Consider the following 25,760-nt stretch of genomic DNA (forward strand, 5'->3'; position numbering starts at 1 on the left):
GTCACACGCCGTGCGTTATCTTGAGGGGGATGACATCCCTGAGTTTTCGGCGCGCCCGCTCCGAGGAAAACAAGCGTCAACGTGCGGCGACGATTATGGAAGCCGCTCGTGCATTGGCGCTGGAGTCGGGTGTCGCGTCGGTCACTCTCACCGGTCTGGCCAACCGTGCCGGTGTTCATCACTCCGCGGTACGCCGTTACTTCAGCTCACATAAAGAGGTGCTGCTGCGGCTGTCGACGGAGGGCATGGCGGCGTTGGCCGAGTCGGTGTGTACGGCCCTGGGGGGCTCGCGGGAGCGGTCGCCTGTCGAGGTCGGCACGATACTGGCGGGCGCCCTGGTGGACGCGCCGCTGTTCTGCGATCTGTTGGGCAGTCATTACGTGCACTTTGAACACGAGGTGGTCATCGACCAGGTTCGTGAGGCGCAGCGGGTAAATCAGGCGGCCGCGATGACCATCGTTGAGGCGATAGAGCAATCGGCGCCACAGATCGATCGCGAGGGCGCACTGGACATCGTGATGTCGTCCTTCGCGCTTGCCGCGATGTTGTGGCAGTTCGCTCATCCCCCCAAGGGGCTTGAGCACGACGTCCGTGACGAGCCGGGCATTCCGGACGATTGGGACACCGATTTCGGCAGTACGCTCACGCGGCTGCTGACCGCGACATGTATCGGAGCGGCGAAAAGGGCCTAGGGCGAAAGGTTCTGGGCATCCAGGCGCTTCTGGAACCAGAAGTGTGCGTACTTTTCCTGGTTGAACGCGGCCACCTCGGCATAACCCGCCGACCGGTACATGGCGATCGCCTCGGTGAGCGCCTGGTTGGTGTCCAGGCGAATCGCGTGGGCGCCGCGCGCCGTCGCCTGCCGCTCGAGTTCGTCGAGGAGGCGTTTCCCGAGCCCCATGCCGCGGACAGTGGGGGAGATCCATACCCGTTTGATCTCGGCGGTGTCGGTGGCTGGTGGCAGTTTGAGCCCGCCGCAGCCGACGGGCTCCTCGTGCAAGGTGGCGACCAGAAACAGCCCGGCGGGTGCGCACAGTTCGGCATCGCCGGCCGGGAGGGTAAGTGCCGGATCGAATCCGTCTTCGAATCTGGCGGAGATCTCCTCGAAGTAGGCGCGGATGCAGTATCGGGCCTCGGGGGAGCGGGTATCCATGATGGCAATCTGCACTTGCGAGGCGACGAAGAGCCTTTCGACCTCGGCCATGGCATCGGCCAGCCGTTGTCGCTGTTTCGGGCTGAGGGGTTCAAGAATCGAATACGCCAGATCATCGGAGCGACGATCGAGTTCGGCCAGTTCGGCACGGCCGGTATCGGTGAGGCGGGCGGTGCGCACCCGGGTGTCGCCGTCGGCCACGGTCACCTCGACAAGCCCGGCACCTTCCAATGCACGCAGCAGCCGGCTGAGATATCCCGAGTCCAGGCCCAGGCGAGCCCGTAGCTCACGGATATCGCAGCCGTTGTCCCCGATTTCCCACAGCACGCGCGACTGTCCGAGCGGGCGGTCACGGGCGAGGTACTCGCTCTCCAGGACTCCTATCCGTTGCGTGACAGTCCGGTTGAAGCTGCGCAGTCCGTCGACCAGAGTATCGGTCATTTATCTGACTTTAGTCAGAGGAATGCTCGAGTGGAAGCCGATTTCGAGGATGCCGTCAAGGCCGCCGCTGCCACCGGCGGTGGGGGTGTGGTGGGCTCGTCTCCGCGAAGGGTCGTCACCGCGATCAGCGGACGGCCCCAGAGGGCGAGAAGCTGAACGGAGGCGGTGACCACATCGAGGCCGTCGAGACTGTTCACCTTCGCGGCTAACAGGCTTCCGAGGCATTGACGAGGCATTGACGAGGCATTGAGGAGGCATTGAGGAGGATGCGCCAATCCGGCACTGTCATCGATATGGCTGCCTGATTGCGGCGCATTCGTGGGGCCGGTGTTTTGGTCAGAACACCCAGGAGTCGGACGGCTGAATGACGAAGCCGTGGTTGCCATCCGTGCAGGCAGTGAGTTTTGCCTCGCCGACGAGGCAGACGGTGGTTCCGAGCGTTACCTTCTGGCCCGCCGGAAGGATGGGTGACGCCGTACCTGCGCACTGCGATTGAATGCGGAAGTGTCCTGGTTCAGGCGCATCTGTCCCGTTGGTCCGGCCTCCGAAGCTTACGGCTTGGACTAGGCAGGGCATGTTTTCACCAGACTGGTTGGGCGCATCTGGAGGGAACCCTGGGATCGCGTCCGAGGAAGGGCCCCAGCATCCCGCAGAGTGAGGAACGAATTGGCATTCGAGCCCATCTGGTGTTTTGAATGCTGCGAACGAGTTGATAGTTGCTTGGGTGTTGCGTTTGATGTGTTCGACCGTGGTTTCGGTGAATTGACTTGGGTCGGGGAATCCTTCTGGTGCAGCAAGTGCGTAGCCTGGATGGGTGGCGGCCAAAAGAATGGTTGCGGCGGCGGGAATTGTGAGGTGTCTCATATCAATTATCCTGTATCGTTTGTGATGGCAAAATCATCACGTGGCCAAAAACGTTTTCATAAGTTTGGCTTCCAATCTGTTTTGGATCTACCCCGTCTGGGATTTGTCGGGCACTAAATGTCATTGCCATGTCATAACTGCCGTCAGGTAGTGGGGTGATCTGGGTTTTGGTGGGCGCATACAGAAAGGTCCACGGCATAGTGCCTGTTGGTACGACATGCTGAGGTAAGGCGCTCATTAGGCCCTCGGGTGTCGCGGATAGTCGCATATCGATTCCACTATTGTCCAGATTGGGGGTAAGGAGGCCATATTGGGTTCCTGTCGGAGTCTCGAAACGGAAGAGTGATGATGCAATATCGGCGGACGCGTCGTCATTTACCAAGAATTCTCCAGGCATCCGCGTCCAATGTTGCTGATCCAGGAAACTCCAGTCGCCTGGCTTCTGCTGCGGCGGTGTCAGAAACAACTTTCTACTAACGTTACTGCCTTCGCCGGAGACTCCGGAAATCAGCAACTGATTGTCGCCAAACGGAATTGCGGTGACCATTCGGAGGCCTTTAATTGTGGCTACTGATGTGAATGGTCCTTGCCTGCGAGTGTCGTAAACCAGAGTGTCGGGGCGGAAATCCGAGTCATTCTTACCGGGTTTAGCCGGGTCTCCCCATACTGCTCCGAAGAGGAGGCCTTGTCCGTTCGGCATAGGGTTCGGCCCTGTGCTGCCGATCGGGATGATCCGACGGCCCAACTCGATGTCTGCTTCTGGAATTGGTAATGGTGGACCATCCAGAATCGGCATCCCGTTTTCGTTCAGGTGGTACTTGTACATCGGCGTGTTGATGTACGGAAGGTCTCCGTACCGTCCACTGGCAACTTGAGCGGCGTCACCGAACATGATCCGGCCGTCCTGGATGAGCACTCCTTCGTCGGCGCGAATGCCCTGCGCGTTATGTGCCAAGTCGAAACCCGGGCCGCCGCCGACCTCGATGGCAGTCTGATTGAACTGGCTGGCCGTGTACGTATGGGTCAGCGGATCGCTGGGCGTGTCCCCGGGGTTAACTGGTTCGTCGACGGCGGTGGCGGTGCCGTCTGGTACTTCGCCGTTTTGTAGTTCGATGGGTTGGGCGTCTTGTGCCCAGGGCAGGCGCGCGCCGTTGGGTGTGGGTGCGGTGGTGAAGATTTGGGCTTGGGTGGGGCCTGCGGTGGCGATGCCCAGGACGTACCAGATGCCGGTGGTGGGCAGGGTGCATTGGAAGGTGCCGCTGATGGGGCCGCCGAAGTAGGTGTGGACTTGCCCGCTGGTGAGTAGGCCCAGGTTTTGGTCGTCGAGTACTTCCACGAATGCTTCACCCCCTTGCATGATGACTTCGACAACCGTCCCCGCCGGTTGTTGCCCCAGGTTCATGTATGGAACTTTCATGACAAATACTCCTTGTGGTTAGTGATCGACGCAATGACGCAATGGAAATGGCCCGCGCATCAAGGAGGTGGCGGGTCAGGGTTTGTCGCGCGGAGGCGGGCAGATAGGGCACGCCCGGGAAGTGGGCGGCGATATGAAAAAACAGCACCCCGTCCCGAATGTGGGCACAGTTGTGCTGTTGCGAAACCGAGTCTACAAAGCCCACACCAGAAACACCAGGCATGTGATTGCGCGTGCAGCGCGCCGCAGAACGTACCCTCAGGGACGTGTCCGAGACCGTCTCCGATTGGGTGCCTACCGGCGCGGTGACCGTTCGGGCGCCCGGCAAGGTCAATCTGTACCTCGCCGTAGGCGACCTCCGCGACGACGGCTATCACGAGCTGACCACGGTTTTTCATGCCGTCTCGCTGGCCGATGATGTGACCGTGCGGGACGCCGACGTGTTGTCGGTCGACGTGGTCGGGCAGGGCGAGGGCACGGTGCCCACCGACGAACGCAATCTCGCCTGGCAGGCCGCCGAGCTTTTCGCCGATCATGTGGGGCGCGCCCCCGACGTCTCGATCTTCATTAATAAAGACATCCCAGTCGCGGGCGGTATGGCCGGTGGATCGGCCGATGCTGCTGCGGTGCTGGTGGCGATGAATGAGCTCTGGCATGCGGGTGTGCCACGCCGCGATCTGCATCACCTGGCCGCTCAACTGGGTAGCGATGTCCCGTTTGCCTTGCATGGCGGTACCGCGCTGGGCACCGGCCGGGGTGAGCAATTGGCCACCGTCTTGGCGCGCAATGTCTTTCATTGGGTGTTCGCCTTCGCCGACGGTGGCCTGTCGACACCTCAGGTCTTCAAGGAGATCGACCGGCTGCGTGAGAACGGTGATCCGCCACGGCTCGCCGAATCAGATGAACTTTTGGGTGCGCTCGCGGCCGGGGATGCGCGCCGACTGGCGCCCCTGCTCGGTAACGAACTGCAGGCCGCGGCGGTCAGCTTGAACCCCGAATTGCGGCGGACGCTGCGGGCGGGGGAGTCCGCCGGTGCGCTGGCCGGAATCATCTCCGGATCGGGGCCTACCTGCGCGTTCTTGTGCACTTCGGCCGACGACGCGGTGGCCGTCAGCGCGGAACTGGCGGGCGCGGGGGTGTGTCGCACCGTCCGGGTGGCCAGCGGCCCCGTGCATGGTGCGCAGGTTATTCAGGGACGCAGCGACGGCTGACCCGACACTCCCACCCTTCGCGACACGCCGAAGATCAAGATCACAGTGGGTTTGGTCGGTCATTAAGAAAAGCCTAAGATGCTAGCGGATCATAAGAAGGCATCCGGACTGTCACCTGAACGATATGAATCCGCTGCTAACGGGGCTGTGCGCGCCTACCGCACGTTACGGCCCGTGTGGCGGAGCATCCGGTGAGGAAGCGTGACTCGCCCAGCAGGCCTAGGCCAGGAGGAACTGTGAGCAGGTTTACCGACGAGCTGTACGCCAACGCGCTGTCTAGCAGCAAGGGCATGGTCACCGGCGAACCCGATACTCCAGTCCGGCACACCTGGAAGCAGGTGCACGAGCGCGCCAAGCAGCTCGCCGGCGGCTTGGCCGCCGCCGGTCTCGGTCCCGACGACGCCATCGGCATGTTGGTCGGAATGCCTGTGGAGATCGCCCCGGCGATTCAGGCCGTGTGGATGCGCGGTGCCTCGCTGACGATGCTGCACCAGCCGACCCCGCGTACCGACCTCGCCGTGTGGGCCGAGGACACCCTCAAGGTCGTGGACATGATCGGCGCCAAGGCCGTCATCGTCTCCGCCCCGTTCGACGCCGCCGCCCCGGTGCTCCAGGAAAAGGGCGTCATCGTCGTGCACATCAAGGATCTGTGGGACGCCGACCCGATCGAGCCCGTTGAGGCCGGTGAGGACTCGGTCGCACTCATGCAGCTGACGTCCGGCTCCACCGGATCGCCCAAGGCCGTCAAGATCACCCACCGCAACTTGTACGCCAATGCGCATGGCATGTACGTCGCCTCCAAGTACAAGCCCGAAATCGACGTGATGGTCAGCTGGCTGCCGCTGTTCCACGACATGGGCATGGTCGGCTTCCTGACGGTGCCGATGTTCTTCGGCGCCGAGCTGGTGAAGATCACCCCGATGGACTTCATGCGTGATGTTCTGCTGTGGGGCAGGCTGATCGATAAGTACAAGGGCACCATGACGGCCGCCCCGAACTTCGCCTACTCGTTGTTCGCCAAGCGTCTGCGTAACCAGGCCAAGCCGGGCGACTTCGACCTTTCGACACTGCGGTTCGTGCTCTCCGGTGCCGAGCCTGTCGACCCCGCCGTGGTTCACGACTTGTGTGATGCCGGAAAGCCATTTGGCTTCCAGGCTTCTGCGATGGTGCCTGCCTACGGTATGGCGGAAACCGCACTGGCCGTGTCCTTCTCGGAGGTCGAGGCCTCCGGTCTGGTTGTCGACGAGGTCGATGCGGATCTGCTGGCCGCCCTGCGTCGTGCCGTGCCCGCCACTCGCGGAAACCTGCGCCACTTGGCAACCCTCGGCCCACTGCTGCCCGGTATCGAGGCGCGGGTTGTCGATGAGGATCTGAATGTGTTGCCCGCGCGCGGTGTTGGTGTCATCGAGCTGCGGGGTGAGTCGGTGACCCCCGGCTATGTGACCATGGGCGGTTTCCTGGCCGCGCAGGACGAAAATGGTTGGTACAACACTGGTGACCTCGGCTACTTGACCGAGAAGGGTCACGTCGTGGTCTGCGGTCGCGTCAAGGACGTCATCATCATGGCGGGCCGCAACATCTACCCGACCGATATCGAGCGCGCCGCCGGTCGCGTCGACGGGGTGCGGCCCGGTTGCGCCGTCGCCGTGCGCCTGGAGGCCGGGGTGGACCCCAAGAATCAGCGCGAGACCTTCGCGGTTGTGGTGGAGTCCAACGCCTTCGAGAACCCGGAGGAGGTGCGCCGCATCGAGCAGCAGGTCGCGCACGAGGTGGTCGCCGAGGTCGATGTGCGGCCCCGCAACGTGGTGGTTCTCGGACCGGGCAGCATCCCGAAGACCCCGTCGGGCAAGCTACGCCGCTCGAATTCGGTGGCACTGGTCATCTAAGCGATGCTTCAGTGGCTGCTGCCCGTCCTTGGGGGCGTGGTGGTGCTCGGGGCACCTCTTGCTTTTTGGCTCACCATTTTCAAATACCGGCAGCGCCTTGAGTCGCTGCCGGAGAAGCAGCGTTGGGAGCATGCGGTGCAGACGTGCGCCGCGAACCCCGCATTCCGCCTGGGCCAGATTGTCGAGGTCCTCTCAAGCGATGCCGAGAGGGGCGAGTACGCGCGAATCGTGTGGCATGACACCGATATCGAGCAAGAGATTTGGTTCGGCGACGCCTGGCCGCTCGAAGACGTGTGGGTGGTAGTGACCGGCGCGAACGGTGACGGCGCCCCTGGGCGTGATCCGAAGGTCTTTTATGTCTCAGAGGTCCACGACATCATCGTGTTGTGAGCGCCAGCCGCTGCGCATGCCAAGATTACTCAACAATCGAGTGCTGCAACAGAATTCGAAATCGGTATCGGCATGCTGCTCGATGATATGGCGATGCGGGCAGCCAAGTGGGGGAGCCTGCGGCTTTACTCGAACGGCACCGGCGGCATTCTGACCACCTGTGCGGCGTAGCTCAACCCCGCGCCGTAGCCGATGAGCAGCGCCAGGTCGCCCGGTTTGGCCGCGCCGGTCGACAGGAGCGTCTCCATGGCCAACGGCACGGAGGCTGCCGAGGTGTTGCCGGTGTGCTCGATGTCGTTGGCAATCACCGCGTCGGGACGCAGATGCAGATTCTTGGCCAGCAGCTCGTTGATGCGCGTGTTGGCCTGATGCGGGACGAAGACGTCGATCTGTTCGGGTCCCACCTTGGCGGCCTCCATGGCGCGCTGTCCGACCTTGCCCATTTCGAAGGCCGCCCAGCGGAATACGGAGGTGCCTTCGATGCGCAGATAGGGGCGTGGGCCCTCTGGGTCGGGCGCCGCCGCGAAGTCCATCCAGTCGATGTCCTGGCGGATGGCGTTGGACTGACTGCCATCGCTGCCCCACACCGTCGGGCCGATGCCCTGCTCGGCGGTCTCGCCGACCACGACCGCCCCTGCTCCGTCGCCGAAGATGAAACAGTTACCCCGGTCGGTCATATCCAGTGCGGGGGAGAGCTTTTCAGAGCCAATGACCAGTACCTTGCTGGCGCTACCGCCGCGGATCATGTCACCCGCGACGCCCACGGCATACCCGAATCCGGCGCAGCCCGCGGACAGATCGAAAGCCGGGACCCCTTGGGCGCCCAGCGCGGTGGCCACGGCCGGGGCAGAGGCCGGCGTCTGCAAATAATGGGTGCTGGTCGCGACGATCACCGCGTCGATCTCAGCGCCGGTAAGCAGGGCATTGGCGATCGCCTTGCGCCCGGCCTCGATGGCCAGGGTCTGGGCGGATTCGTCGGCGGCGGCGAACCGGCGGGTCTTGATGCCGGTACGGGTGTAGATCCACTCATCCGAGGACTCGATGTGCTCGCAGATCTCGTCGTTAGTGACGACGCGTTCGGGGCGGTACGCCCCCAGGCTGAGCAGGCCGATCTTATTGATGCCGGTGATCTCTGCGATATCGGTCATGAGGAGACCATAGCGGGCAGATCCAGGGCTCTAACCCCAGGCATGCACCTGATTCTGAGCTGCCTCCAGACCAAGGCGAATCAGCAGCTCAGTGGCGTCCGCACCCTGCTCACACAGCAGTGGAACATGCTCTGTCTCCGCTTTGGCAAAGTTCTCCAGCACAAAGGCCGCCGGGTCTTTGCGTCCGGGCGGACGCCCGACGCCCAACCGAACCCGCAGATAGTCCTTGGTGCCCAGCGACTGAGAAATGGAGCGCAGGCCGTTGTGGCCGCCCTCGCCGCCGCCGAGCTTGAGCCGCACAGTGCCGAAATCCAGATCCAGCTCGTCGTGCATGACGATGACGTTTCCCGGGGGAACCGAGAAGAATTTGGCCAGCGCGCCGACCTGCGGGCCGGAGGTGTTCATGAACGTGCGGGGCTTGGCCAGATTGACGGCCCGGCCGCCGAGGCGAATTGTTGTCGCCTCGGCGCCGGACTTCTTGTGCGGCTTAAAGGTTGCGCCGTCCTTGGCCGCCAACAGATCGGCGACCATGAATCCGAGGTTGTGCCGCGTCTTGGCGTAGGTCGGCCCGGGGTTACCCAGGCCGACCACCAGCACGGCATCGTCGGACAAATCCGGCACAGGTATTACGCTGCCTACTCTTCCGAGGCGCCTTCGGCGGCCTCGTCGGCGGCCGGGGCCTCACCCTCGTCGCCGCCACCATCGGACTCGAGATCGGCGGCGGTCGGCGCGGTCACGACGTTGACGACAAGCGTCTCCGGGTCGGAGATCAGCGTGACGCCCTTGGGCAGCTCGATCGAGCCGGCGGTGATCTGGGTACCGGCCTCAAGGCCCTCAACCGACACCGTGAGGCTTTCGGGGATCGACAGTGCCTCGGCCTCGATCTCGAGGGTGTTGGCGTCCTGAGTCACCAGGGTGCCGCTGGCGGCGTCGCCCTCGACGTGCACGGTGACCTCGACGGTGACCTTCTCGCCCTTGCGCACGACCAGCAGGTCGGCGTGCACCAGGTTGCGGCGGATCGGGTGGATCTCGATGGTCTTGGTGAGGGCCAGCTGCTCGCGTCCCTCGATGTTCAGGGTCAGCACCGCATTGGTACCCGAGTTGCGCAGCACGGCGGCGAAGTCGTGGGCGGGCAGGTTCAGGTGCTCGGGGGTGGTGCCGTGGCCGTACAGGACGGCGGGAACCTGGCCGTCGCGACGAGCGCGGCGCGAGGCACCCTTGCCGGTGTCCGTGCGGACGGTCACGTCGAGGTTATTGCTGGTGGGGGCGTTCTTCTTGGACATTTGGTCAACTCCTTGCGTCTTGTTAGGCACGGCGCAGGGAGGACATCCAGGCATTCCGGAAGGAAGTCCATGATCCCGTCGATAACGGTGGGAAGACCCACCCTCGCCGTGACAGCCTGCTCAGGGTAGCCGAGCCGGAACCCCAAAGGCCAATCAGAGAGGGAAGGTGACCCCGGTGAGCTGCTCGGACAGCTGCCAGAGGCCCTTGGCGGTCGCGGCGTCCTGCGCCCGGCCGCTGCGGCCCACCGGCTTGGGATGCCCCTTGGCCTCGAACGGCCCGTCCGGTCCGATATACGTGTCACCCGGCAGGTCCTGGGACACGGCATACAGCGTGGGCAGGGCGCCGTGGGCGGCATCCTGCGCGAAGAGATTGCCCGTCTTCAAGGCGAGTTCGAAGATCGGGTTGCCGCTGTGCGACTGCAGCTCGGTGGCGGCCACACCGGGATGGACGGTCAGCGCCCGCACCGAGGAGCCGGCCGCGCTCAGGCGGCGCTGCAGTTCCTTGGTGAACAGCAGGTTGGCCAGCTTCGAGGCGCCGTAGGCGCCCGCGCGGGTGTACCCGCGGCGTTCATAGTTGAGGTCGTCCAGGTTGATCTTGCCGGCTCGATGCGCGACAGAGGAGACAGCGATCACCCGATCGGTGATCTTGGGCAGCAGCAGGTTGGTGAGCGCGAACGCGCCGAGATGGTTTGTGCCAATTTGGCTTTCGAAGCCGTCGACCGTTTTGGCCTGCGGCACCATCATGATGCCGGCGTTGTTCACCAGAATGTCGGCGCTCTCGACAGTGTCGGCGAAGGTGCGCACCGACGCCAGATTGGCGACATCGACCTGGCGCACCTCGGTGCTGCCCGTGATCGAGGCCCTGGCGGCGTTGCCCTTGTCGGTGTTGCGCACCGCCATGATGACGTGCGCGCCCACGCGGGCCAGCTCGCGCGCGGTCTCCAGTCCGAGTCCACTGTTGGCTCCGGTGATAATGACGGTGCGGCCCTCGAACGACGGCAGCTCGGCGGCGGTCCATGTGGTAGTCGACTTGGTCACGGGAGCTGACCCTAACGGTCGGGGCCGATACCGTCGAGGGATTGAGTGGCCTTAGCGCTTGGTAATTTTCAGCCCACCGGTCAGCTCGGCGACATCCGGGGATAGTGCCGAGGCCTGCGCCTCGGTTGTCGTCACTGTGAATTGCACCAGGTAGTGCAGTGGCCCGTCGGGCACGATGACATCCCGGTTCCATGCGTGTACCCGTACGTTCTGGTTGTCGTAGGTGCCTTCGATGGCGGCCGACGGGTATCCCTGGAAGTCGTCGAGGGATGAGGCGATCTTCTGGAAGTTCTGAGTGTTCTGAGCGTCGGCGAATCCGTGCTCGGTGATGATCTTGCGGGCGTCCAACGGCCCCTCCAGCTTGATGAGATAGGCCACCGCGCTGGGGGTTCGGCCTTGATCGGCGTCGCTGGGTTTATCGGCGATCAGATAGGCGGGGTCGAGTGCGCCGAGGCTCTCCCACCCCTGCGGCAGCGGCACGTCAATCCGGACGTTGGCCGGGCTCTCCGGAGACACCGGGGTGACCTTGATGCCGACACTCTGCAGGTACTCATTCATCGATACAGGCTTGGCGGCGGGTGCCGTCGATTCTGGCGTGCTGCTTGAGGAACCGGCGGGTTGCGCGGGGTTTTGGCTCCCGCATCCGATCACTGCGAACGCGGTCACGGCCGCTGCGGCCAGCGCGGCGCTACGCATTCTGGCCGAGAAGTGCTGTCACCGAATCATTCTCGAAGACCTCGTGGATGGTGCCGACTGTCGGTAGCACGCTGGGACCCCCTGCTGGCTGGACGGGCGGTGGTCCTTGCGGTGCTTTGGTCACGGAACCGACCCTATGGGTTGTCACGCCCGTTCGCCAGAATCGGCTGAACGACCCGACAACCTTGGCGGGCAATTGGCGCAATGGTTTTGGCTGTTGAAAAGCACACAGATTTTCATGTCCACATCCATGGAAAGCCCTGTACCTTTACTGAATGCTACTTGTGAAACTTTCAAGAACCCGTTCGGTTGCGAACCGTTTCTTGCCCCTGCTTGGTCTCGTCGTTTTCGGTGCTGTCGGACTGGGGTCCGCGGAGGCGACCGCGCTGGCTGATCCGCTCGCTCCCGCTGCCGTGATCTCCGCTGCGCCTGTCAATCCGGGTGATCCCGGCGATGAAGGTCCCGACTCAGATGTGTCGGGTCCCGAGGACACCGATACCGACAACATCGCTCCCCAGTCGCCGGCTAGCGGTACCGGCGCCGGCTGCGAGAACGCGGGTGCGGTGTGCGCCGGAGACGAGAGCGGAACCGTCCTGACGTCGGACAACGACGAGGTCTAATCCGGCCGGTTCGGTGCGGGGCTAGGCGTTGCCGTCGAAAAGCCCTGTCACCGAACCGTTCTCGAAGACCTCGCGGATGGTGCTGGCAAGTAGCGGTGCGATAGACAGCACGGTCAGCTGCGGGAACCGCTTCTCCTCGCCGATGGGCAAGGTGTTGGTGACCAGCACCTCGCGGGCGCCGCAGTTGGCCAGACGCTCGGCGGCGGGGTCGGACAGCACGCCATGGGTTGCGGCGATCACCACGTCCTTGGCGCCGGCTTCGTGTAGCAGCCCGACCGCGCCGGCGATGGTGCCGCCGGTGTCGATCATGTCGTCGGTGATGACACAGGTCTTGCCCGTCACATCGCCGACGACGCGGTTGGCCTTGACCTGGTTGGGTACTCGGGGGTCACGGGTCTTGTGGATGAAGGCCAGCGGCACACCGCCCAGAGAGTCGGCCCATTTCTCAGCGACGCGCACGCGGCCGGAGTCCGGCGACACGACGACCACATCTTCGCCGTTGCTCACGTAGTGCTCGGCGATGTAGCCACAGAGCAGCGACTGGGCGCGCATGTGGTCCACCGGCCCGTCGAAGAATCCCTGAATCTGGTCGGTGTGCAGATCCACGGTCACGATGCGATCGGCGCCGGCAGTCTTGTACAGATCGGCCACCAGGCGGGCGGAGATGGGCTCGCGGCCGCGATGCTTCTTGTCCTGACGCGCGTAGGGGTAGAACGGCAAGATCGCGGTGATGCGCTTGGCGCTGCCGCGCTTGAGGGCGTCGATCATGATCAGCTGTTCCATCAGCCACGTGTTCAGCGGGGCCGGATGCGATTGCAGGACGAACGCGTCACAGCCGCGCACCGACTCCTCGAAACGCACGAAGATCTCGCCATTGGCGAAATCGCGAGCGGTCTGCGCGGTCACCTGAACGTCGAGTTCCTTGGCGACCTGTTCGGCCAGCTCGGGGTGCGCACGACCCGAGAACAGCATCAGATTCTTGCGGTTGTCCGTCCAGTCGGTGCTCACGGCGCAGCTAGTCCTCTTGGGTAGGTCGGGTCTTGGGCTACTGACGGGTACCGCCCCGTCGGGGTAATCGTACGGACCTTTCCGGCGAGACTGGGAGGGGGTTGCCGGAATTTGAACGTGAGATGTCCAACCCGGGTTCTCGCCGAGTGTGAGCAGCAGCGTTCACACTCGCCGAAAACAGCGCCGTGGCGCTCACACTCGGCGGTCAGGAACCTCTGGATGCTTCCTCGGCGGCCTTGGCCGCGTCCGAGCCGGGGCGCTTCTGTGCCACCCAGCCCTCGATGTTGCGCTGGGGACCGGCGGACACCGCCAGCGCGCCCGGCGGCACATCCTCGCGGATGACGGTCCCGGCGCCGGTGTACGCGCCGTCGCCCACGGTCACCGGTGCCACGAACATGGTGTCCGAACCGGTCTTCACATGCGAGCCGATGACGGTGCGCCGCTTGGTCTCTCCGTCGTAGTTGACGAAGACGCTGGAGGCGCCGATGTTGCTGTGCTCGCCGATATCGGCGTCGCCCACATACGTCAGATGCGGCACCTTGGTGCCCCGGCCTACCGTGGAGTTCTTCACCTCCACGAACGCGCCCAGTTTGGCGCTCTCGCCGGTGACGGTGCCCGGCCGCAGGTAGGTGAACGGGCCGATGACCGATCGCGCGCCGATGGTGGAGCCCTGGCCATGGGTGCGGATGACCGTCGCCGAGTCGCCGACGGTGACGTCGATGAGGGTGGTGTCCGGGCCGATATGGCAATGGCCGCCGATCACGGTCGACGAATGCAGCTGGGTGCCGGGAGCGATGGTGGCGTCCTGACCGATCCGGACATCGACATCGATCCAGGTGCTCGACGGGTCGACGATGGTGACCCCATTGCGCTGATGATGGCGGATGATCCGGCGGTTCAGTTCGGCACCGAGCTCGGAGAGCTGCACCCGATCATTGACCCCGGCCACCAGTGCGCTGTCGTCAACATGGTTGGCGTGCACCACTTTTCCGCTCTCGCGGATGATCGAGACGGCATCGGTGAGGTAGAGCTCGTGCTGTGCGTTGTCGGAGCGCAGCCGCGACAGCGCCGCGTGCAGTGCCTCGACGTCGAAGGCGTACACCCCGGCGTTGACCTCGCCGATGGCGCGCTGGCTCTCGGTGGCGTCGGTCTGTTCGACGATCGCGACGACCTCGCGGTCCTGGGTGCGCAGGATGCGCCCGTAGCCAGTGGGATCGGCCAGCGTGGTGGTCAACAGGGTGGCGGCGGCGGGCTCGCTCTTATGACTGCCGATCAGCCCCGCGAGGGTGTCGCCGTCCAGCAAGGGGATGTCACCCGAGGTGACGACAACCGTGCCCGCGAAGTCCGCCGGCAATGCCTGTAGGCCACAGGCCACCGCGTGTCCGGTACCCAGTTGCTGTTCCTGCACGGCGATCTGGATCTGCCGGCCGAGTGATTCGGCGAGGATGTCGACGGCGGTGGCGATGCGCTCGCGGTCGTGTCCCAGCACGATCACCAGATGCTCGGGATTCACGCTGGCCGCCGCGTACACCGAGTGCGCCAGCATGGAGCGGCCACCGAGGGTATGCAGCACCTTGGGGATATCCGAACACATGCGGGTACCGGCACCCGCGGCCAGCACGATTACTGCGGTCCCAGCGGTATTGCCTGGCATTTCCTACTCCCTACTGCTCCGTCGCCAGGACTCGAACCTGAACTATCTGAACCAAAATCAGAGGTGCTGCCGATTACACCACGACGGACTGTTACAGAATGAAGACTGTAGTCGACCACGGAGCAAGGCTTGTCCGAGCGACTCGGCAGGCTTGCGCGCGGCGCGTCGTAGGAAAGTGATGGCACATGGCGGTACCTAGTAGGCCGGATGGCCCGGGGCGGACTCCGCGAGTCCGGATGGCCGGCTCCGAGCGTCGCCGCCAACTGATCGACGTGGCCCGGTCGCTGTTCGCCGAACGCGGGTACGAGGCCACCTCCATCGAAGAGATCGCCCAGCGCGCCGGGGTGTCCAAGCCTGTCGTGTACGAGCACTTCGGCGGCAAGGAGGGGCTGTATGCCGTGGTGGTGGATCGTGAGATGTCGGTGCTGCTGGACGGCATCACCTCGTCGCTGACGAGTTATCGCTCGCGGGTGCGGCTTGAGCAGGTGGCATTGGCCCTGCTGAGTTATATCGAGGATCGCACCGATGGCTTCCGGATTTTGATCCGGGACTCGCCGCCCGGCGTCAGCTCGGGCACATACTCGAGCCTGCTCAACGACGCGGTCAGCCAGGTGTCGAGCATTCTCGCGGGTGACTTCCAGCGACGCGGGCTGGATGCCGAGATGGCGCCGCTGTATGCGCAGGCTCTGGTGGGTCAGGTGTCGATGACGGCTCAGTGGTGGCTCGACGCGCGCGAGCCCAAAAAGGAAGTCGTCGCGGCGCATATCGTCAACCTGTGTTGGCACGGTTTGAAGCATCTGGAGGCTGATCCGCAGCTGCACGAGGAATGACCGCTCGCGCCGGAACATCTGCGCACCGCGAACCGTTCGACTTAACAGAGGGTTCGTAAAGGTGGTGGGTCGTGAGGATGTTTCGTCTGGTCTTGGGTGTGGCTGCCGCGCTTTCCATCGGTCTTGTTGGCGCGCCCGTCGCGGCCGCAGATAATTGCAGCGGTCCGTTTACCGCGCGCGTGTGCGTGAAGCCGGGGAACGCGGAATTGCATTCCACGCCGAATCGGCAGTTCATCCCCGATGTTCCGCAGGCATCGCCCTGGCTTGTGGTGGGTGGTACCGGCTCGGGCATATGGCTCCCGTGACGGGATCCGGTCGGGGCGAACCAGCGCGTGACGTGCGTCGATCACCTAGAATTTAAGTTGTTGGGGTTGACCATAAGGTGAGGTGTTTGTCATGACGTCAATAGTTGTGCGATGGGCTGTGGTGGGCGCCGCAGCGGCCGCGCTGGGCGCATTGCCCGTGTCGCTGGCCCCGGTTGCCGCCGCTGAGCCGCAATGCGCCGACCCGGCCATGTGTCAGTCGGCGCCGGCCAATCCCGAGGATTGCAATGGCGGACCCGACGACATGGTGTGCACCCGTGCCGGCGATGCGGAACTGCATTCCTCGCCGAACCCGGCAGTGATTCCTGAGGTGCCGCAGGCCGAGCAGCCGCCGTGGGTGGTATTCGGCAATCCCGGCATGGGTCACTAGCCGGCGGGGGCCAGGCTCGCGCCACCTCGGTGGTTGCTTTCCGATCCTAATGAGCCTAATTTTGACTTGTTAGGAAATCTAAGCAATTAAAGGGGTGTTGCGCCATGCCTGGCCTTCGGTATGCCATGGCGGTGGCGGCGATGGGTTTGTTTGTCGTCGTTCCTGTTGACGCCGATGCGATGTTCGCCGCGGGCCCGGCCCGGGGAGGGCATGGCAACTGCATGCAGCCGCGAACTGGTTCAGAGATTTGCGTGACCTCGGGTGACGCGGAGCTCCGGTCCTGGCCCGACCCCGCCGACTTGCCGAAACCCCCGGACGTTCCGGTGCGGCCCGACAACTTGTGAGCCGGTCCGGCAAAAAGCTACGTGACGTGCGCAAAGCGCCTAAGATCAGGCCTTGGGGCTGATTGATAGGCGAGGTGTTCGTCGTGACGTCAACAGTGATGCGATGGGTCGTCCCACCGGCTTGCGCGGCCGCACTGGTCCTTATGCCCGCTGCGCTGATTCCGGTGGCGGGAGCAGAGCAGCCGTGCGCCGATCCGGCCATGTGCCAGGCGCCGACTACACCTGCGCCGGTGCACGAGGACGCCGAGCTGCACTCGAGGCCGGATCCGAATGTCATGCCGCAGGTTCCGCAGAGCGGCATGCCGCCATGGCAGGCGATCAACGCTCCCGGAGAGGCGCGCAACCACCCCTAACGCCCATCGGGTGCGCGCGATGTCTGGTGGAACGTTGCTGTGAATTCGCTGCGAAGTAGTGCCTTGACCATACGAACCGGCCTATCGTCTGCTCATGATGTTCGTATTGGCCCGACGTGCGGCACTACTGGTTGCTGCCGGCGTCATCGTCGGTGCGCCGCTGGCGCTCGGCGTATCGCACGCGGAACCACCGTGTGCGCCGGGCGCACCGGCGTGTGCGCTGCCCACCGCAGTCGTCCCGCCGGCTGGGGCGCATGAAAAGTGCAGTGCGCCGAAGCCGGGTGAGCAGGTCTGCTCCGAACCAGGGGACGCCGAACTCCACTCAACGCCCACGGCGCACATGCCCGCACCTCCGCTGACGGTTGCCCCGACCAAGAGCGGTGCCGCGCTCTAGGCCGGGTCGGGCACACCGCGCCTAACGCGCGCCGCGGTCCCGCGAGAGCAGGTCGGCAATCGTCTCGCGGCGCACCAACTCCCGTACGCGTCCGTCGCGGACCGCGATCACGGGCGGACGGCCGACCAGGTTGTAGGACGAGGCCATGCTGTGGTGGTACGCACCGGTGCACGCGACGGCAAGCACATCGCCCGGGCGCACATCGGACGGCAGGTTCACGTCCCGGGCGATTTCGTCGCCGGATTCGCAGTGTCTACCGGCCACGGTCACCAGCTGCGGCGGCGCAGAGGGGTGCCGGTTGGCCAGCGCCACACTGTATTTCGCGCCGTACAGAGAAACCCGGGGGTTGTCGCTCATGCCGCCGTCCACGGCCACAAAGGTGCGGCCGCCGGGCTGGGTCTTGACCGACACCACCCGGTACAGCGTCACGCCCGCACGCGCGGAGATGGCGCGGCCGGGCTCCACGACCACACGTGGGCGCGGGAAGCGCTCCGCCGCGCAGGCGGCGTCCAGGGCATCGTCGATGAAGTCGCGCAGCTCGGCGAGGTCGAGCTCAGGGTCGCCCGAACGGTAGGGGACACCGTGACCGCCGCCGATGTTGAGCTCGCCAAGGATCACGCCGTGTTTGGCGCGGATGTCGGCCATCGCGGCGATCATGCGGCGGATGGTCTCGCCGTACAGCGCGCAGTCGGTGACCTGGGATCCGATATGGCAATGCAGGCCGACGAGGTTCAGCAGCGGCTGGTCCAGCACCCGGCGGGCGGCTTCGATGGCGTGTCCATCGTGCAGCGGGAATCCGAACTTCTGATCGGTGACACCCGTCGTCACCGCCGCATGCCCGTGGATATCGATATCGGGGGTGACTCGCACCAGCACGCGCTGGCGTTTCTTGAGGCGAGTCGCCAGGAACATGATCTCGGTGTAGGAGTCCACCACGATCCGGCCCACGCCGACGGCGGCGGCATCGCTGAGCTCATCGGGGGTCTTGGCATTGCCGTGCATGATGATTCGTTCCGGATCGAATCCGCCCGCGAGGGCCGTGGCCAGTTCGCCGGAGGAGCAGACATCCAGCGAGAGACCCTCCTGGGCCACCCAGCGCGCGACATCGGCGGTCAGCAGTGCCTTACTGGCGTAGGCGACCTCGATCTCGCGCAGGGTGTGCCGGTAGCGGCGGGCGCGGTGGCGGAAGTCCTCCTCGTCGAGCACGTACGCCGGGGTGTGGAATTGATCGGCGATTTCCGAGAGCACTGTCTCTCCGACGCACATCCGGCCCTGCTCATCCAGGTGTGTGGTGACCGGCCATACGGCCGGGTCGACGCGTGGGCGGGCCACATTGTGTAAGGACGGCAGGAGGTCCAGAAGTGTCATGCATCCACCGTGCTCCCGTGGCGACCGCATGCGGAGTTTCTTGACGTGGCCTTGACGGCGATGGGCCTGATTTTGTCGAGATCTGGGCGCCGTAGAATGGCATTACCATGACTGTGACTACCCCGCCTCTCGCCGGGGTGATCCGGACAGCCTTGCGGGACCCCGCATTCGATGTTCTTGCTCCGGCTGTCGCCGCCAAGACGGGCCTCGATCTGACCGCGCCGACGTGTGCACGCGCGTTCGTCGTGACGGGTATGGCCGATGCGAGCGATGCGCCCGTTTTGGTTGTGACGGCCACCACCCGCGAGGCCCAAGACCTGGCCGCCGAGCTGCGCGATGTGTACGGCGACGCGGTGACGCTGCTGCCGTCCTGGGAGACCCTTCCGCACGAGCGGTTGTCACCCGGTGTCGACACGGTGGGTGCGCGGTTGCAGGTGCTGCACCGGCTGGCCTATCCGGAAGACGCCCGGATGGGGGAACCGCTGCGGGCGGTGGTCACCACGGTCCGTTCGTTGCTGCAGCCGATGTCCCCCGAACTGTTCGATCTAGAACCGGTGGAGCTCGCTGTCGGCGCCGAGTTGGAGTTCGACGGATTGATCGCCCGCCTGGTCGAGCTCGCCTACACACGGGTGGACATGGTGGCCGGCCGCGGCGAGTTCGCGGTGCGCGGCGGCATCCTCGATGTCTTCAGCCCCACGGACGACCATCCGGTGCGTGTCGAGTTCTGGGGCGATGAGGTCAGCGAGATGCGCTACTTCGCCGTCGCTGATCAGCGCTCGATCCCCGAGCTGGAGGTCACCTCTGTGCTCGCGATGCCCTGCCGTGAATTGCTGCTTACCGAGCAGGTGCGCACGCGGGCCGCCGAACTCGCTTCCGCGGCCGGAGTTTCCGGCCATGAAGAAGAGCACCGCCTCGGTGCCGGTGTGGGGGAGATGCTCGCCAAGCTGGCGGACGGCATCTGCGTCGACGGCATGGAATCGTTACTGCCCGTGCTGCACTCGGGCCAGCTCACCATGCTCGTCGACCACTTGCCGGCCAACGCCCCCGTGCTGATCTGCGATCCGGAGAAGGTGCGGACGCGTGCGGCGGACCTGGAGCGCACCGGCCGGGAGTTCCTGGAGGCATCCTGGTCGGTCGCCGCGATCGGTTCCGACGCACCGATTGATGTGGACGCTCTGGCGGATTCAGGATTCCGTGAGCTCGACGACGTCAAGCACGCGGCTGGTGCGGGCGGTCATCCGTGGTGGTCGCTGAGCCCGCTGGGCATGGACAACGATCAGGCGGTGGGACTGGCGGTCCGGCCGTCCCCGTCCTCGCGCGGCCATAAGGAGGGTGCGACAGAGATCTTCGCGATGCTGCGTGCCCACGTGATGACGGGCGGGCGGGCCGCGGTGGTGGCCGCCGGAGCCGGCACCACACACCGGATCATCGAGCAGCTAGCCGAAACAGAAACCCCGGCAACGTTGTTGGAGCCTGGAGGCGAACCTGTCGAGGGTGTGGTCGGGGTGCTGCGCGGCCATCTCACCGACGGTGTGGTGCTGACGGGCTCCAACATCGTCATCGTCACCGAGACGGATCTGACCGGCAGCAGGGTAGCGGCCACCGACGGTAAGCGGCTACCGGCCAAGCGCCGCAATCAGGTTGATCCGCTGGCGCTTTCCGCGGGTGACCTCGTTGTGCACGATCAGCACGGCATCGGCCGATTCGTCGAGATGGTGGAACGCACTGTCGGCGGAGCGCGCCGGGAATATCTGGTGCTGGAGTATGCGTCGGGTAAGCGCGGCGCAGCGGCCGGTGGGCAGAGTGATCGCCTGTATGTGCCGATGGATTCCCTGGATCAGCTGTCCCGGTATGTGGGTGGTGAATCGCCCGGCCTGAGCCGGTTGGGCGGCAGCGACTGGGCCAACACCAAGACCAAGGCGCGCAAGGCTGTCCGCGAGATCGCGGGTGAGCTGGTGGCGCTGTATGCGGCGCGCCAGGCCGCACCGGGGCACGCCTTCGCGCCGGACACCCCGTGGCAGCGCGAGATGGAAGACGCGTTCGGATTCGTCGAGACCGTCGATCAGATGACCGCCATCACCGAGGTGAAATCGGATATGGAGAAGCCGGTTCCGATGGACCGGGTGGTGTGCGGCGATGTGGGTTACGGCAAGACCGAAATCGCGGTCCGTGCGGCGTTCAAGGCCGTCCAGGACGGCAAGCAGGTGGCCGTGCTGGTGCCCACCACGCTATTGGCCGACCAGCATCTGCAGACGTTCACCAATCGCACCGCCGGCTTCCCGGTCAAGGTCGCGGGCCTGTCGCGTTTCACCGATCCGCCGACCTCGAAGCTGGTTGTCGAGGGAATGGCCGACGGCTCAGTCGATATCGTCATCGGCACGCACCGGCTGCTGCAGACCGGCGTGCGATGGAAAGACCTCGGCCTGGTGATCGTCGATGAGGAACAGCGGTTCGGCGTGGAGCACAAGGAGCACATCAAGGCGCTGCGCACCCATGTGGACGTTCTCACCATGAGCGCGACGCCGATTCCGCGCACCCTGGAGATGAGCCTGGCCGGTATCCGCGAGATGTCGACCATCCTGACCCCGCCCGAGGAGCGCTACCCGGTGCTCACCTATGTGGGTCCGCACGACGACAAACAGGTGGCGGCGGCACTGCGCCGTGAGTTGTTGCGCGACGGTCAGGCCTTCTATGTGCACAACCGGGTGAGCACCATCGACAAGGCCGCCGCACGCATACGCGACCTCGTTCCGGAGGCCAGAGTCGTTGTCGCACACGGTCAAATGCCCGAGGAGATGCTGGAGCGCACTGTCCAGGGATTCTGGAACCGTGAATACGACATCCTGGTGTGCACCACCATCATCGAGACCGGTCTGGACATCTCCAACGCCAACACCTTGATCGTGGAACGGGCCGATATCTTCGGATTGTCGCAGCTACACCAGCTGCGCGGTCGCGTGGGGCGTAGCCGTGAACGCGGCTATGCCTACTTCCTGTATTCCCCCGAGACGCCGCTTACCGAGACCGCCTACGACAGGCTGTCGACGATCGCGCAGAACAACGATCTGGGTGCCGGTATGGCCGTGGCCATGAAAGACCTGGAGATCCGCGGTGCCGGCAATGTGCTCGGCGTCGAGCAATCCGGGCACGTCGCCGGGGTCGGTTTTGATCTGTACGTACGCCTTGTCGGCGAGGCCGTCGAGGCGTATCGCGCTGCCGCGGACGGTAAGACGGTGCAGACCGTCGAAGAGCCCAAGGAGGTGCGTATCGACCTGCCTGTCGACGCGCATCTGCCCACCGACTACATCGGCAGCGATCGGCTGCGCCTTGAGGCATACCGCCGGCTGGCGGCAGCCGCGGATACTGCGCAGATCGGTGCGGCCGTGGAGGAACTCACCGACCGTTACGGGCCGCTGCCGCTGCCGGTGCAGCGCTTGGTCGCCGTCGCCTCACTGCGATTGCTGTGCCGCGAGATGGGCATCACCGATCTTTCCGTGGTCGGCACCAACATTCGGATACAACCGTTGCCACTCCTGGATTCAGCGCAGCTGCGACTGAAGCGTTTGCATCCGGCGGCGCAGTATCGTGCCACGACTACCGTTGTGCAGGTTCCTATTCCGCGTGCCGGCGACGGTGGGGTGGGCTCGGACCGGATTCGCGACCTGGAGCTTGTCCACATGATCGTCGATCTGCTGATCGCATTGTCGGGGCGTCCCGCGGGCAGTGTTGATATAACTCCACTGGAGGTGAGCAAATGACCGTGATACTCGTCGACCCGCGCCATCCGTCGATGGTTCCGGTAGAGGCCGTCACGTTGCTCGCCGGAGATCTGCAGTACACCGAGGAACTTCCGGTTCGGCTGGCGTGGTCGCTGTCGACCGCGCGCCCGGTGTACATCGGCGAGGATGCTCCTGCGCTGCTGTCCTCCGATCCGGACCATCCTGAGGTTCGCGCCCGGATCAAGGCGGGCGCCTCGGTCATCGCGCCGCCTGCGCGTCAGGGCGAAAAGCTCATCGACGCGGTGGCGGTGATGGATCGGCTGCGGGCAAATGGGCCGTGGGAGAGCACCCAGACCCATGATTCGTTGCGGCGGTATCTGCTCGAAGAGACGTACGAGCTGTTCGACGCGGTGCGCACCGGTGACGCCGACGAGCTGCGCGAAGAGCTGGGTGATGTGTTGCTGCAGGTGCTCTTTCACGCGCGCATCGCAGAGGACGCTCCGGAGCACCCGTTCAATATCGACGATGTCGCCGAGACGCTGCTGAACAAGTTGGGCAATCGCATTCCCGTCCTCCTCGGTGCCGGCGGCGATACCGCCACGATCTCCCTGGAAGAGCAGCTGGCTCAATGGGAAGAGCGCAAGGCCGAGGAGAAGAAGGACCGGGACTCCTGCCTGGACGGCATATCTAGCAGCCAGCCGGCGCTCGCGCTGACGCAGAAGGTGCTGGGCCGCGTCACGGCCGCGGGCCTGCCCACGGAGCTGATTCCCGCGCAGTTGCTCTCGGTGCGTATCGAGCTTGACGGTGACGCCGAAAACCAGCTGCGTGCCGATGCCTTGGAGTTCATGGACACCGTGCGGCGTGCCGAGAAAGACATTCTCGTGGGCCGCCGCGGCGACGATGTGGCCGCCGAACTGGACCTCAGTGATCTACGCGAGGTGAGCGCCGAAGAATGGCACGCGCATTGGTTGCGGGGCCCCGCGGAACCCGTTGCGACCGGGGATGCCGAACTGGCTGCCGAGGACCAGCAGCCCGATGTGCATGACGAGGCCGCGGATTCCGACCGGTCGCAGAGCGCCTAGCTCGGGCACTTCTTAGCTACGCTCGCCGCGGGCGGGACTTTACGCCCGACGCGCAGGGACAATTGCCCTTCGGGGTATTTGCACAGGGTATTAGGGGTGCCATACCTTATCTGCGTGGTCTTGTCAGACGCGATTCCGAACCTGCTCATCGGCCTGCGCGAGGGGCTAGAAGCGGGCCTTGTGGTGAGCATTTTGCTTGCCGCCGTTCACCGGTCCTCGCTTGCGGTGCGGGGCCGCCGCGCCACCGCGCCGATATGGCTGGGCGTGCTCGGCGCGTTGACGGTGTCGGCGAGCTTCGCGGCGGTACTCAATTCCACCACGAGCTCGCTGAGTGCCATCGGCCAAGACGTGGTGGGCGGGCTGCTCAGCATTCTGGCGGTCGGGCTGGTCACCGCGATGATCTTCTGGATGTCGCGCACGGCCGCAAATCTGTCCGGCGAACTGTCCGGCAAGGTCGAGCATGCCCTGGTCCTGGGGGCGGGTGCACTTGCGCTGACCGCCTTCTTGGCGGTTGCCCGCGAAGGTCTGGAGACCACGCTGTTCTTCTGGACCGCGGCCAAGGCGGCCGGTGAGACCACCGGTCCGGTGATCGGTGGCGCCATCGGTCTGACGATCGCCGTGGCGTTGTGCTGGCTGCTGTACCGGCGTGCGGTGCGACTGAATCTCAAGGTGTTCTTCACCCGTACGGCCATCGTCCTGATCGTGATCGCCGCCGGCATCCTGGCCTACGGCGTCGGCGATCTGCAGACCGCGGGCTGGCTGCCCGGACACTCCTGGTACGCGTTCGACCTGAGCCAACAGATATCCGCGGACTCGTGGTGGGTAACCATCATCACCGGCATCACACAGCTCACGCCCCGGATGACGGTGCTGCAGGTGCTGGCCTGGGTCGGATACCTGGTCCTGGTCATCCCGGCGTTCATGCGAGTGTCGCGGATGGCTCCTGCGCCGGCCGAAGCCGATGCCGACGAGGAACCGTCCGCGTTCGCACGGGTGATCGGACAACGTCCGGTCGCGGTCGCGGCGGTCATCGTGGTGGTGCCCGCGCTGCTGGCCGCGGCCGTCATCGCGATCCTGCCCGCCGCCAATCACGACGCCGGGGTCCGGGTGACGGTCACCGCGGACGGATGCGCCGACGACTGGAAATCGGCCCGTTCCGGGTTGCAAACGTTCACCGTGCAGAACAAATCAGGCAAGACGGGTGAGATCAATCTCGTCGATGCCAACAACGGAGTGGTCGCCGAGATCGAGACGCTGGGTCCGTCCACGAGTGCCACCATGACGGCCGCGCTGTCCAACGGGACCTACAAGTTCGCGTGTCTCATGGCCGGTGAACCGGTCAAATACTCGGCGGCTCAACAAGTCAGCGGTGATTCGGTTCCTGGCGCGCCGCAACCGGTCGTGCGTGTGACCGAAGAGGATCTCAAGGCTCCCATGCAGGCATACCAGCGCTATGCCGACGATCTGTTGGGTGTGTTGGGCGGGCAGGCCCGGACCGTGCGAAACGATCTGGCGTCCGGCAATAGCGAGGCCGCGAAGAAGGATTGGGTTCCGGCGATTCTGACCTGGAACCGGATCGGTGCCGCCTACGGCAGTTTCAAGGATTATGGAGACGCCATCGCCGGGCTGCCCCACGGCCTGCCGGACGGTGTCGATGACCCTGATTTCAAAGGGTTACGCCGCCTGGAGTACGGGCTGTGGCACGGCCAACCGGCGGCGGTGCTCACTCCGGTCGCCGATCAACTGGTGGCCACCATCGACACGCTGCGCGCCCATCTGTCGGATGTGATGACCGATCCGGCCGACCAGACCAAGCGGCCTCACGAAATCCTGGAGGACACCCTGCGCTTCCAGCTCATGGGCTTCACGAATCAGGGTGCGGGCACCGAATACCAGGAGGCGGCCGCGGCCGTCGAGGCCACCCGGGCGGTGCTCGGGCAGTTCGCGCCGCTGGTCACCGCGCGTGCGCCGAAACTGATCGGCGAAAGCACCTCTCGGCTTGCGGAGCTGGATGCCGCGCTCAAGGGCACGCAGCAGGATGGCCGCTGGCGGCCCCTCGCGCAGGTACCGCTGCGGGAGCGCCAGTCGGTCAACGCGGCGCTCGGCAACGCACTCGAGAAGCTTGCGTCGGTGCCGCTGCTCATCGAACTTCCGCCGAGCCGTTGACC

General features: G+C 64.9%; 26 protein-coding genes and 1 tRNA gene. 14 read left to right on the forward strand and 13 right to left on the reverse strand.

Annotated elements, in window-relative coordinates:
* Positions 1–29: 29 nt before the first annotated feature.
* Positions 30–692: a TetR family transcriptional regulator gene (locus ABG82_RS06010; protein ID WP_043080180.1), complete on the forward strand. Its 663-nt coding sequence runs from the start codon at positions 30–32 to the stop codon at positions 690–692.
* On the opposite strand, the gene ABG82_RS06015 is transcribed toward ABG82_RS06010, so the two are convergent.
* The 3 genes from ABG82_RS06015 to ABG82_RS06020 form a co-directional block, all read right to left on the reverse strand.
* Positions 689–1,594, reverse strand: a complete 906-nt coding sequence (locus ABG82_RS06015) for a bifunctional helix-turn-helix transcriptional regulator/GNAT family N-acetyltransferase (RefSeq protein WP_043080181.1) — start codon at positions 1,592–1,594, stop codon at positions 689–691. The two genes, ABG82_RS06010 and ABG82_RS06015, sit on opposite strands and share 4 nt — an antisense overlap.
* 14 nt (positions 1,595–1,608) lie before the next feature.
* On the reverse strand, positions 1,609–1,791 hold the full coding sequence (locus ABG82_RS28160; RefSeq protein WP_054491372.1) for a hypothetical protein: 183 nt from the start codon (positions 1,789–1,791) through the stop codon (positions 1,609–1,611).
* Positions 1,792–2,459: 668 nt separating this feature from the next.
* Complete coding sequence (locus ABG82_RS06020; protein ID WP_054173097.1) at positions 2,460–3,875, reverse strand: DUF1883 domain-containing protein; 1,416 nt, start codon at positions 3,873–3,875, stop codon at positions 2,460–2,462.
* A 266-nt stretch (positions 3,876–4,141) separates the two neighbouring features.
* On the opposite strand from ABG82_RS06020, the gene ABG82_RS06025 reads away from it, so the two are divergent.
* The 3 genes from ABG82_RS06025 (at position 4,142) to ABG82_RS06035 (ending at position 7,362) form a co-directional block, all read left to right on the forward strand.
* Positions 4,142–5,086: a 4-(cytidine 5'-diphospho)-2-C-methyl-D-erythritol kinase gene (locus ABG82_RS06025; RefSeq protein ID WP_078343541.1), complete on the forward strand. Its 945-nt coding sequence runs from the start codon at positions 4,142–4,144 to the stop codon at positions 5,084–5,086.
* Positions 5,087–5,322: 236 nt separating this feature from the next.
* Positions 5,323–6,972, forward strand: coding sequence for a fatty acyl-AMP ligase (locus tag ABG82_RS06030; RefSeq protein WP_043079720.1), 1,650 nt, complete (start codon positions 5,323–5,325; stop codon positions 6,970–6,972).
* Positions 6,973–6,975: 3 nt separating this feature from the next.
* Positions 6,976–7,362, forward strand: coding sequence for a hypothetical protein (locus tag ABG82_RS06035; protein WP_043079719.1), 387 nt, complete (start codon positions 6,976–6,978; stop codon positions 7,360–7,362).
* A gap of 125 nt (positions 7,363–7,487) precedes the next feature.
* Here ABG82_RS06035 and ABG82_RS06040 read toward each other — a convergent pair whose 3' ends face one another.
* The 6 genes from ABG82_RS06040 to ABG82_RS29135 all read right to left on the reverse strand — a co-directional run bounded on the left by ABG82_RS06040 (position 7,488) and on the right by ABG82_RS29135 (position 11,651).
* A complete protein-coding gene (locus tag ABG82_RS06040; protein WP_043079718.1) occupies positions 7,488–8,510 on the reverse strand; it encodes a beta-ketoacyl-ACP synthase III in 1,023 nt (340 codons plus the stop codon).
* Between the two features lie 30 nt (positions 8,511–8,540).
* Positions 8,541–9,131: an aminoacyl-tRNA hydrolase gene (pth, locus tag ABG82_RS06045; RefSeq protein ID WP_043079717.1), complete on the reverse strand. Its 591-nt coding sequence runs from the start codon at positions 9,129–9,131 to the stop codon at positions 8,541–8,543.
* Positions 9,132–9,145: 14 nt separating this feature from the next.
* Positions 9,146–9,793, reverse strand: a complete 648-nt coding sequence (locus ABG82_RS06050; protein WP_043079716.1) for a 50S ribosomal protein L25/general stress protein Ctc — start codon at positions 9,791–9,793, stop codon at positions 9,146–9,148.
* A gap of 153 nt (positions 9,794–9,946) precedes the next feature.
* Positions 9,947–10,831 (reverse strand): oxidoreductase, encoded by an 885-nt coding sequence (locus tag ABG82_RS06055; RefSeq protein WP_043079715.1) that lies wholly within the window; start codon positions 10,829–10,831, stop codon positions 9,947–9,949.
* A 51-nt stretch (positions 10,832–10,882) separates the two neighbouring features.
* A complete protein-coding gene (locus tag ABG82_RS06060) occupies positions 10,883–11,527 on the reverse strand; it encodes an LpqN/LpqT family lipoprotein (protein ID WP_043079714.1) in 645 nt (214 codons plus the stop codon).
* Positions 11,520–11,651 carry a hypothetical protein gene (locus tag ABG82_RS29135; RefSeq protein WP_264032104.1) on the reverse strand — a complete coding sequence of 44 codons (132 nt, stop codon included), beginning with the start codon at positions 11,649–11,651 and terminating at the stop codon, positions 11,520–11,522. The genes ABG82_RS06060 and ABG82_RS29135 overlap by 8 nt, the downstream gene beginning before the upstream one ends.
* A 151-nt stretch (positions 11,652–11,802) precedes the next feature.
* On the opposite strand from ABG82_RS29135, the gene ABG82_RS06065 reads away from it, so the two are divergent.
* Complete coding sequence (locus ABG82_RS06065) at positions 11,803–12,147, forward strand: hypothetical protein (protein ID WP_052511113.1); 345 nt, start codon at positions 11,803–11,805, stop codon at positions 12,145–12,147.
* 21 nt (positions 12,148–12,168) lie between these two features.
* Here ABG82_RS06065 and ABG82_RS06070 read toward each other — a convergent pair whose 3' ends face one another.
* The 3 genes from ABG82_RS06070 to ABG82_RS06080 form a co-directional block, all read right to left on the reverse strand.
* Positions 12,169–13,155: a ribose-phosphate diphosphokinase gene (locus tag ABG82_RS06070; protein ID WP_005059141.1), complete on the reverse strand. Its 987-nt coding sequence runs from the start codon at positions 13,153–13,155 to the stop codon at positions 12,169–12,171.
* A gap of 205 nt (positions 13,156–13,360) precedes the next feature.
* Complete coding sequence (glmU, locus tag ABG82_RS06075; protein WP_043079713.1) at positions 13,361–14,809, reverse strand: bifunctional UDP-N-acetylglucosamine diphosphorylase/glucosamine-1-phosphate N-acetyltransferase GlmU; 1,449 nt, start codon at positions 14,807–14,809, stop codon at positions 13,361–13,363.
* A 16-nt stretch (positions 14,810–14,825) separates the two neighbouring features.
* Positions 14,826–14,897 (reverse strand) — tRNA-Gln (locus tag ABG82_RS06080).
* Positions 14,898–15,045: 148 nt separating this feature from the next.
* Here ABG82_RS06080 and ABG82_RS06085 point away from each other — a divergent pair.
* The 6 genes from ABG82_RS06085 (at position 15,046) to ABG82_RS06110 (ending at position 17,423) form a co-directional block, all read left to right on the forward strand.
* Positions 15,046–15,639, forward strand: coding sequence for a TetR/AcrR family transcriptional regulator (locus ABG82_RS06085; protein ID WP_005059143.1), 594 nt, complete (start codon positions 15,046–15,048; stop codon positions 15,637–15,639).
* A gap of 77 nt (positions 15,640–15,716) precedes the next feature.
* Positions 15,717–15,944 (forward strand): hypothetical protein, encoded by a 228-nt coding sequence (locus ABG82_RS06090; protein WP_043079712.1) that lies wholly within the window; start codon positions 15,717–15,719, stop codon positions 15,942–15,944.
* A gap of 91 nt (positions 15,945–16,035) precedes the next feature.
* Positions 16,036–16,332: a hypothetical protein gene (locus ABG82_RS06095; RefSeq protein WP_043079711.1), complete on the forward strand. Its 297-nt coding sequence runs from the start codon at positions 16,036–16,038 to the stop codon at positions 16,330–16,332.
* Positions 16,333–16,436: 104 nt separating this feature from the next.
* Positions 16,437–16,676, forward strand: a complete 240-nt coding sequence (locus ABG82_RS06100) for a hypothetical protein (RefSeq protein WP_043079710.1) — start codon at positions 16,437–16,439, stop codon at positions 16,674–16,676.
* Between the two features lie 83 nt (positions 16,677–16,759).
* Positions 16,760–17,029, forward strand: coding sequence for a hypothetical protein (locus tag ABG82_RS06105; RefSeq protein ID WP_043079733.1), 270 nt, complete (start codon positions 16,760–16,762; stop codon positions 17,027–17,029).
* Between the two features lie 94 nt (positions 17,030–17,123).
* Positions 17,124–17,423: a hypothetical protein gene (locus ABG82_RS06110; RefSeq protein WP_043079709.1), complete on the forward strand. Its 300-nt coding sequence runs from the start codon at positions 17,124–17,126 to the stop codon at positions 17,421–17,423.
* Positions 17,424–17,444: 21 nt separating this feature from the next.
* On the opposite strand, the gene lysA is transcribed toward ABG82_RS06110, so the two are convergent.
* Positions 17,445–18,791, reverse strand: a complete 1,347-nt coding sequence (gene lysA / locus ABG82_RS06115) for a diaminopimelate decarboxylase (protein ID WP_043079708.1) — start codon at positions 18,789–18,791, stop codon at positions 17,445–17,447.
* 107 nt (positions 18,792–18,898) lie between these two features.
* On the opposite strand from lysA, the gene mfd reads away from it, so the two are divergent.
* The 3 genes from mfd (at position 18,899) to efeU (ending at position 25,758) form a co-directional block, all read left to right on the forward strand.
* On the forward strand, positions 18,899–22,549 hold the full coding sequence (mfd, locus tag ABG82_RS06120) for a transcription-repair coupling factor (RefSeq protein ID WP_043079707.1): 3,651 nt from the start codon (positions 18,899–18,901) through the stop codon (positions 22,547–22,549).
* Positions 22,546–23,592 (forward strand): nucleoside triphosphate pyrophosphohydrolase, encoded by a 1,047-nt coding sequence (locus ABG82_RS06125; protein ID WP_043079706.1) that lies wholly within the window; start codon positions 22,546–22,548, stop codon positions 23,590–23,592. Before mfd ends, ABG82_RS06125 begins: the two co-directional genes overlap by 4 nt.
* A 114-nt stretch (positions 23,593–23,706) precedes the next feature.
* Positions 23,707–25,758, forward strand: coding sequence for an iron uptake transporter permease EfeU (efeU, locus tag ABG82_RS06130; protein ID WP_043079705.1), 2,052 nt, complete (start codon positions 23,707–23,709; stop codon positions 25,756–25,758).
* The last annotated feature ends 2 nt before the right edge of the window (positions 25,759–25,760 follow it).

It is taken from the genome of Mycobacteroides immunogenum, from assembly GCF_001605725.1.
Lineage (GTDB): Bacteria > Actinomycetota > Actinomycetes > Mycobacteriales > Mycobacteriaceae > Mycobacterium > Mycobacterium immunogenum.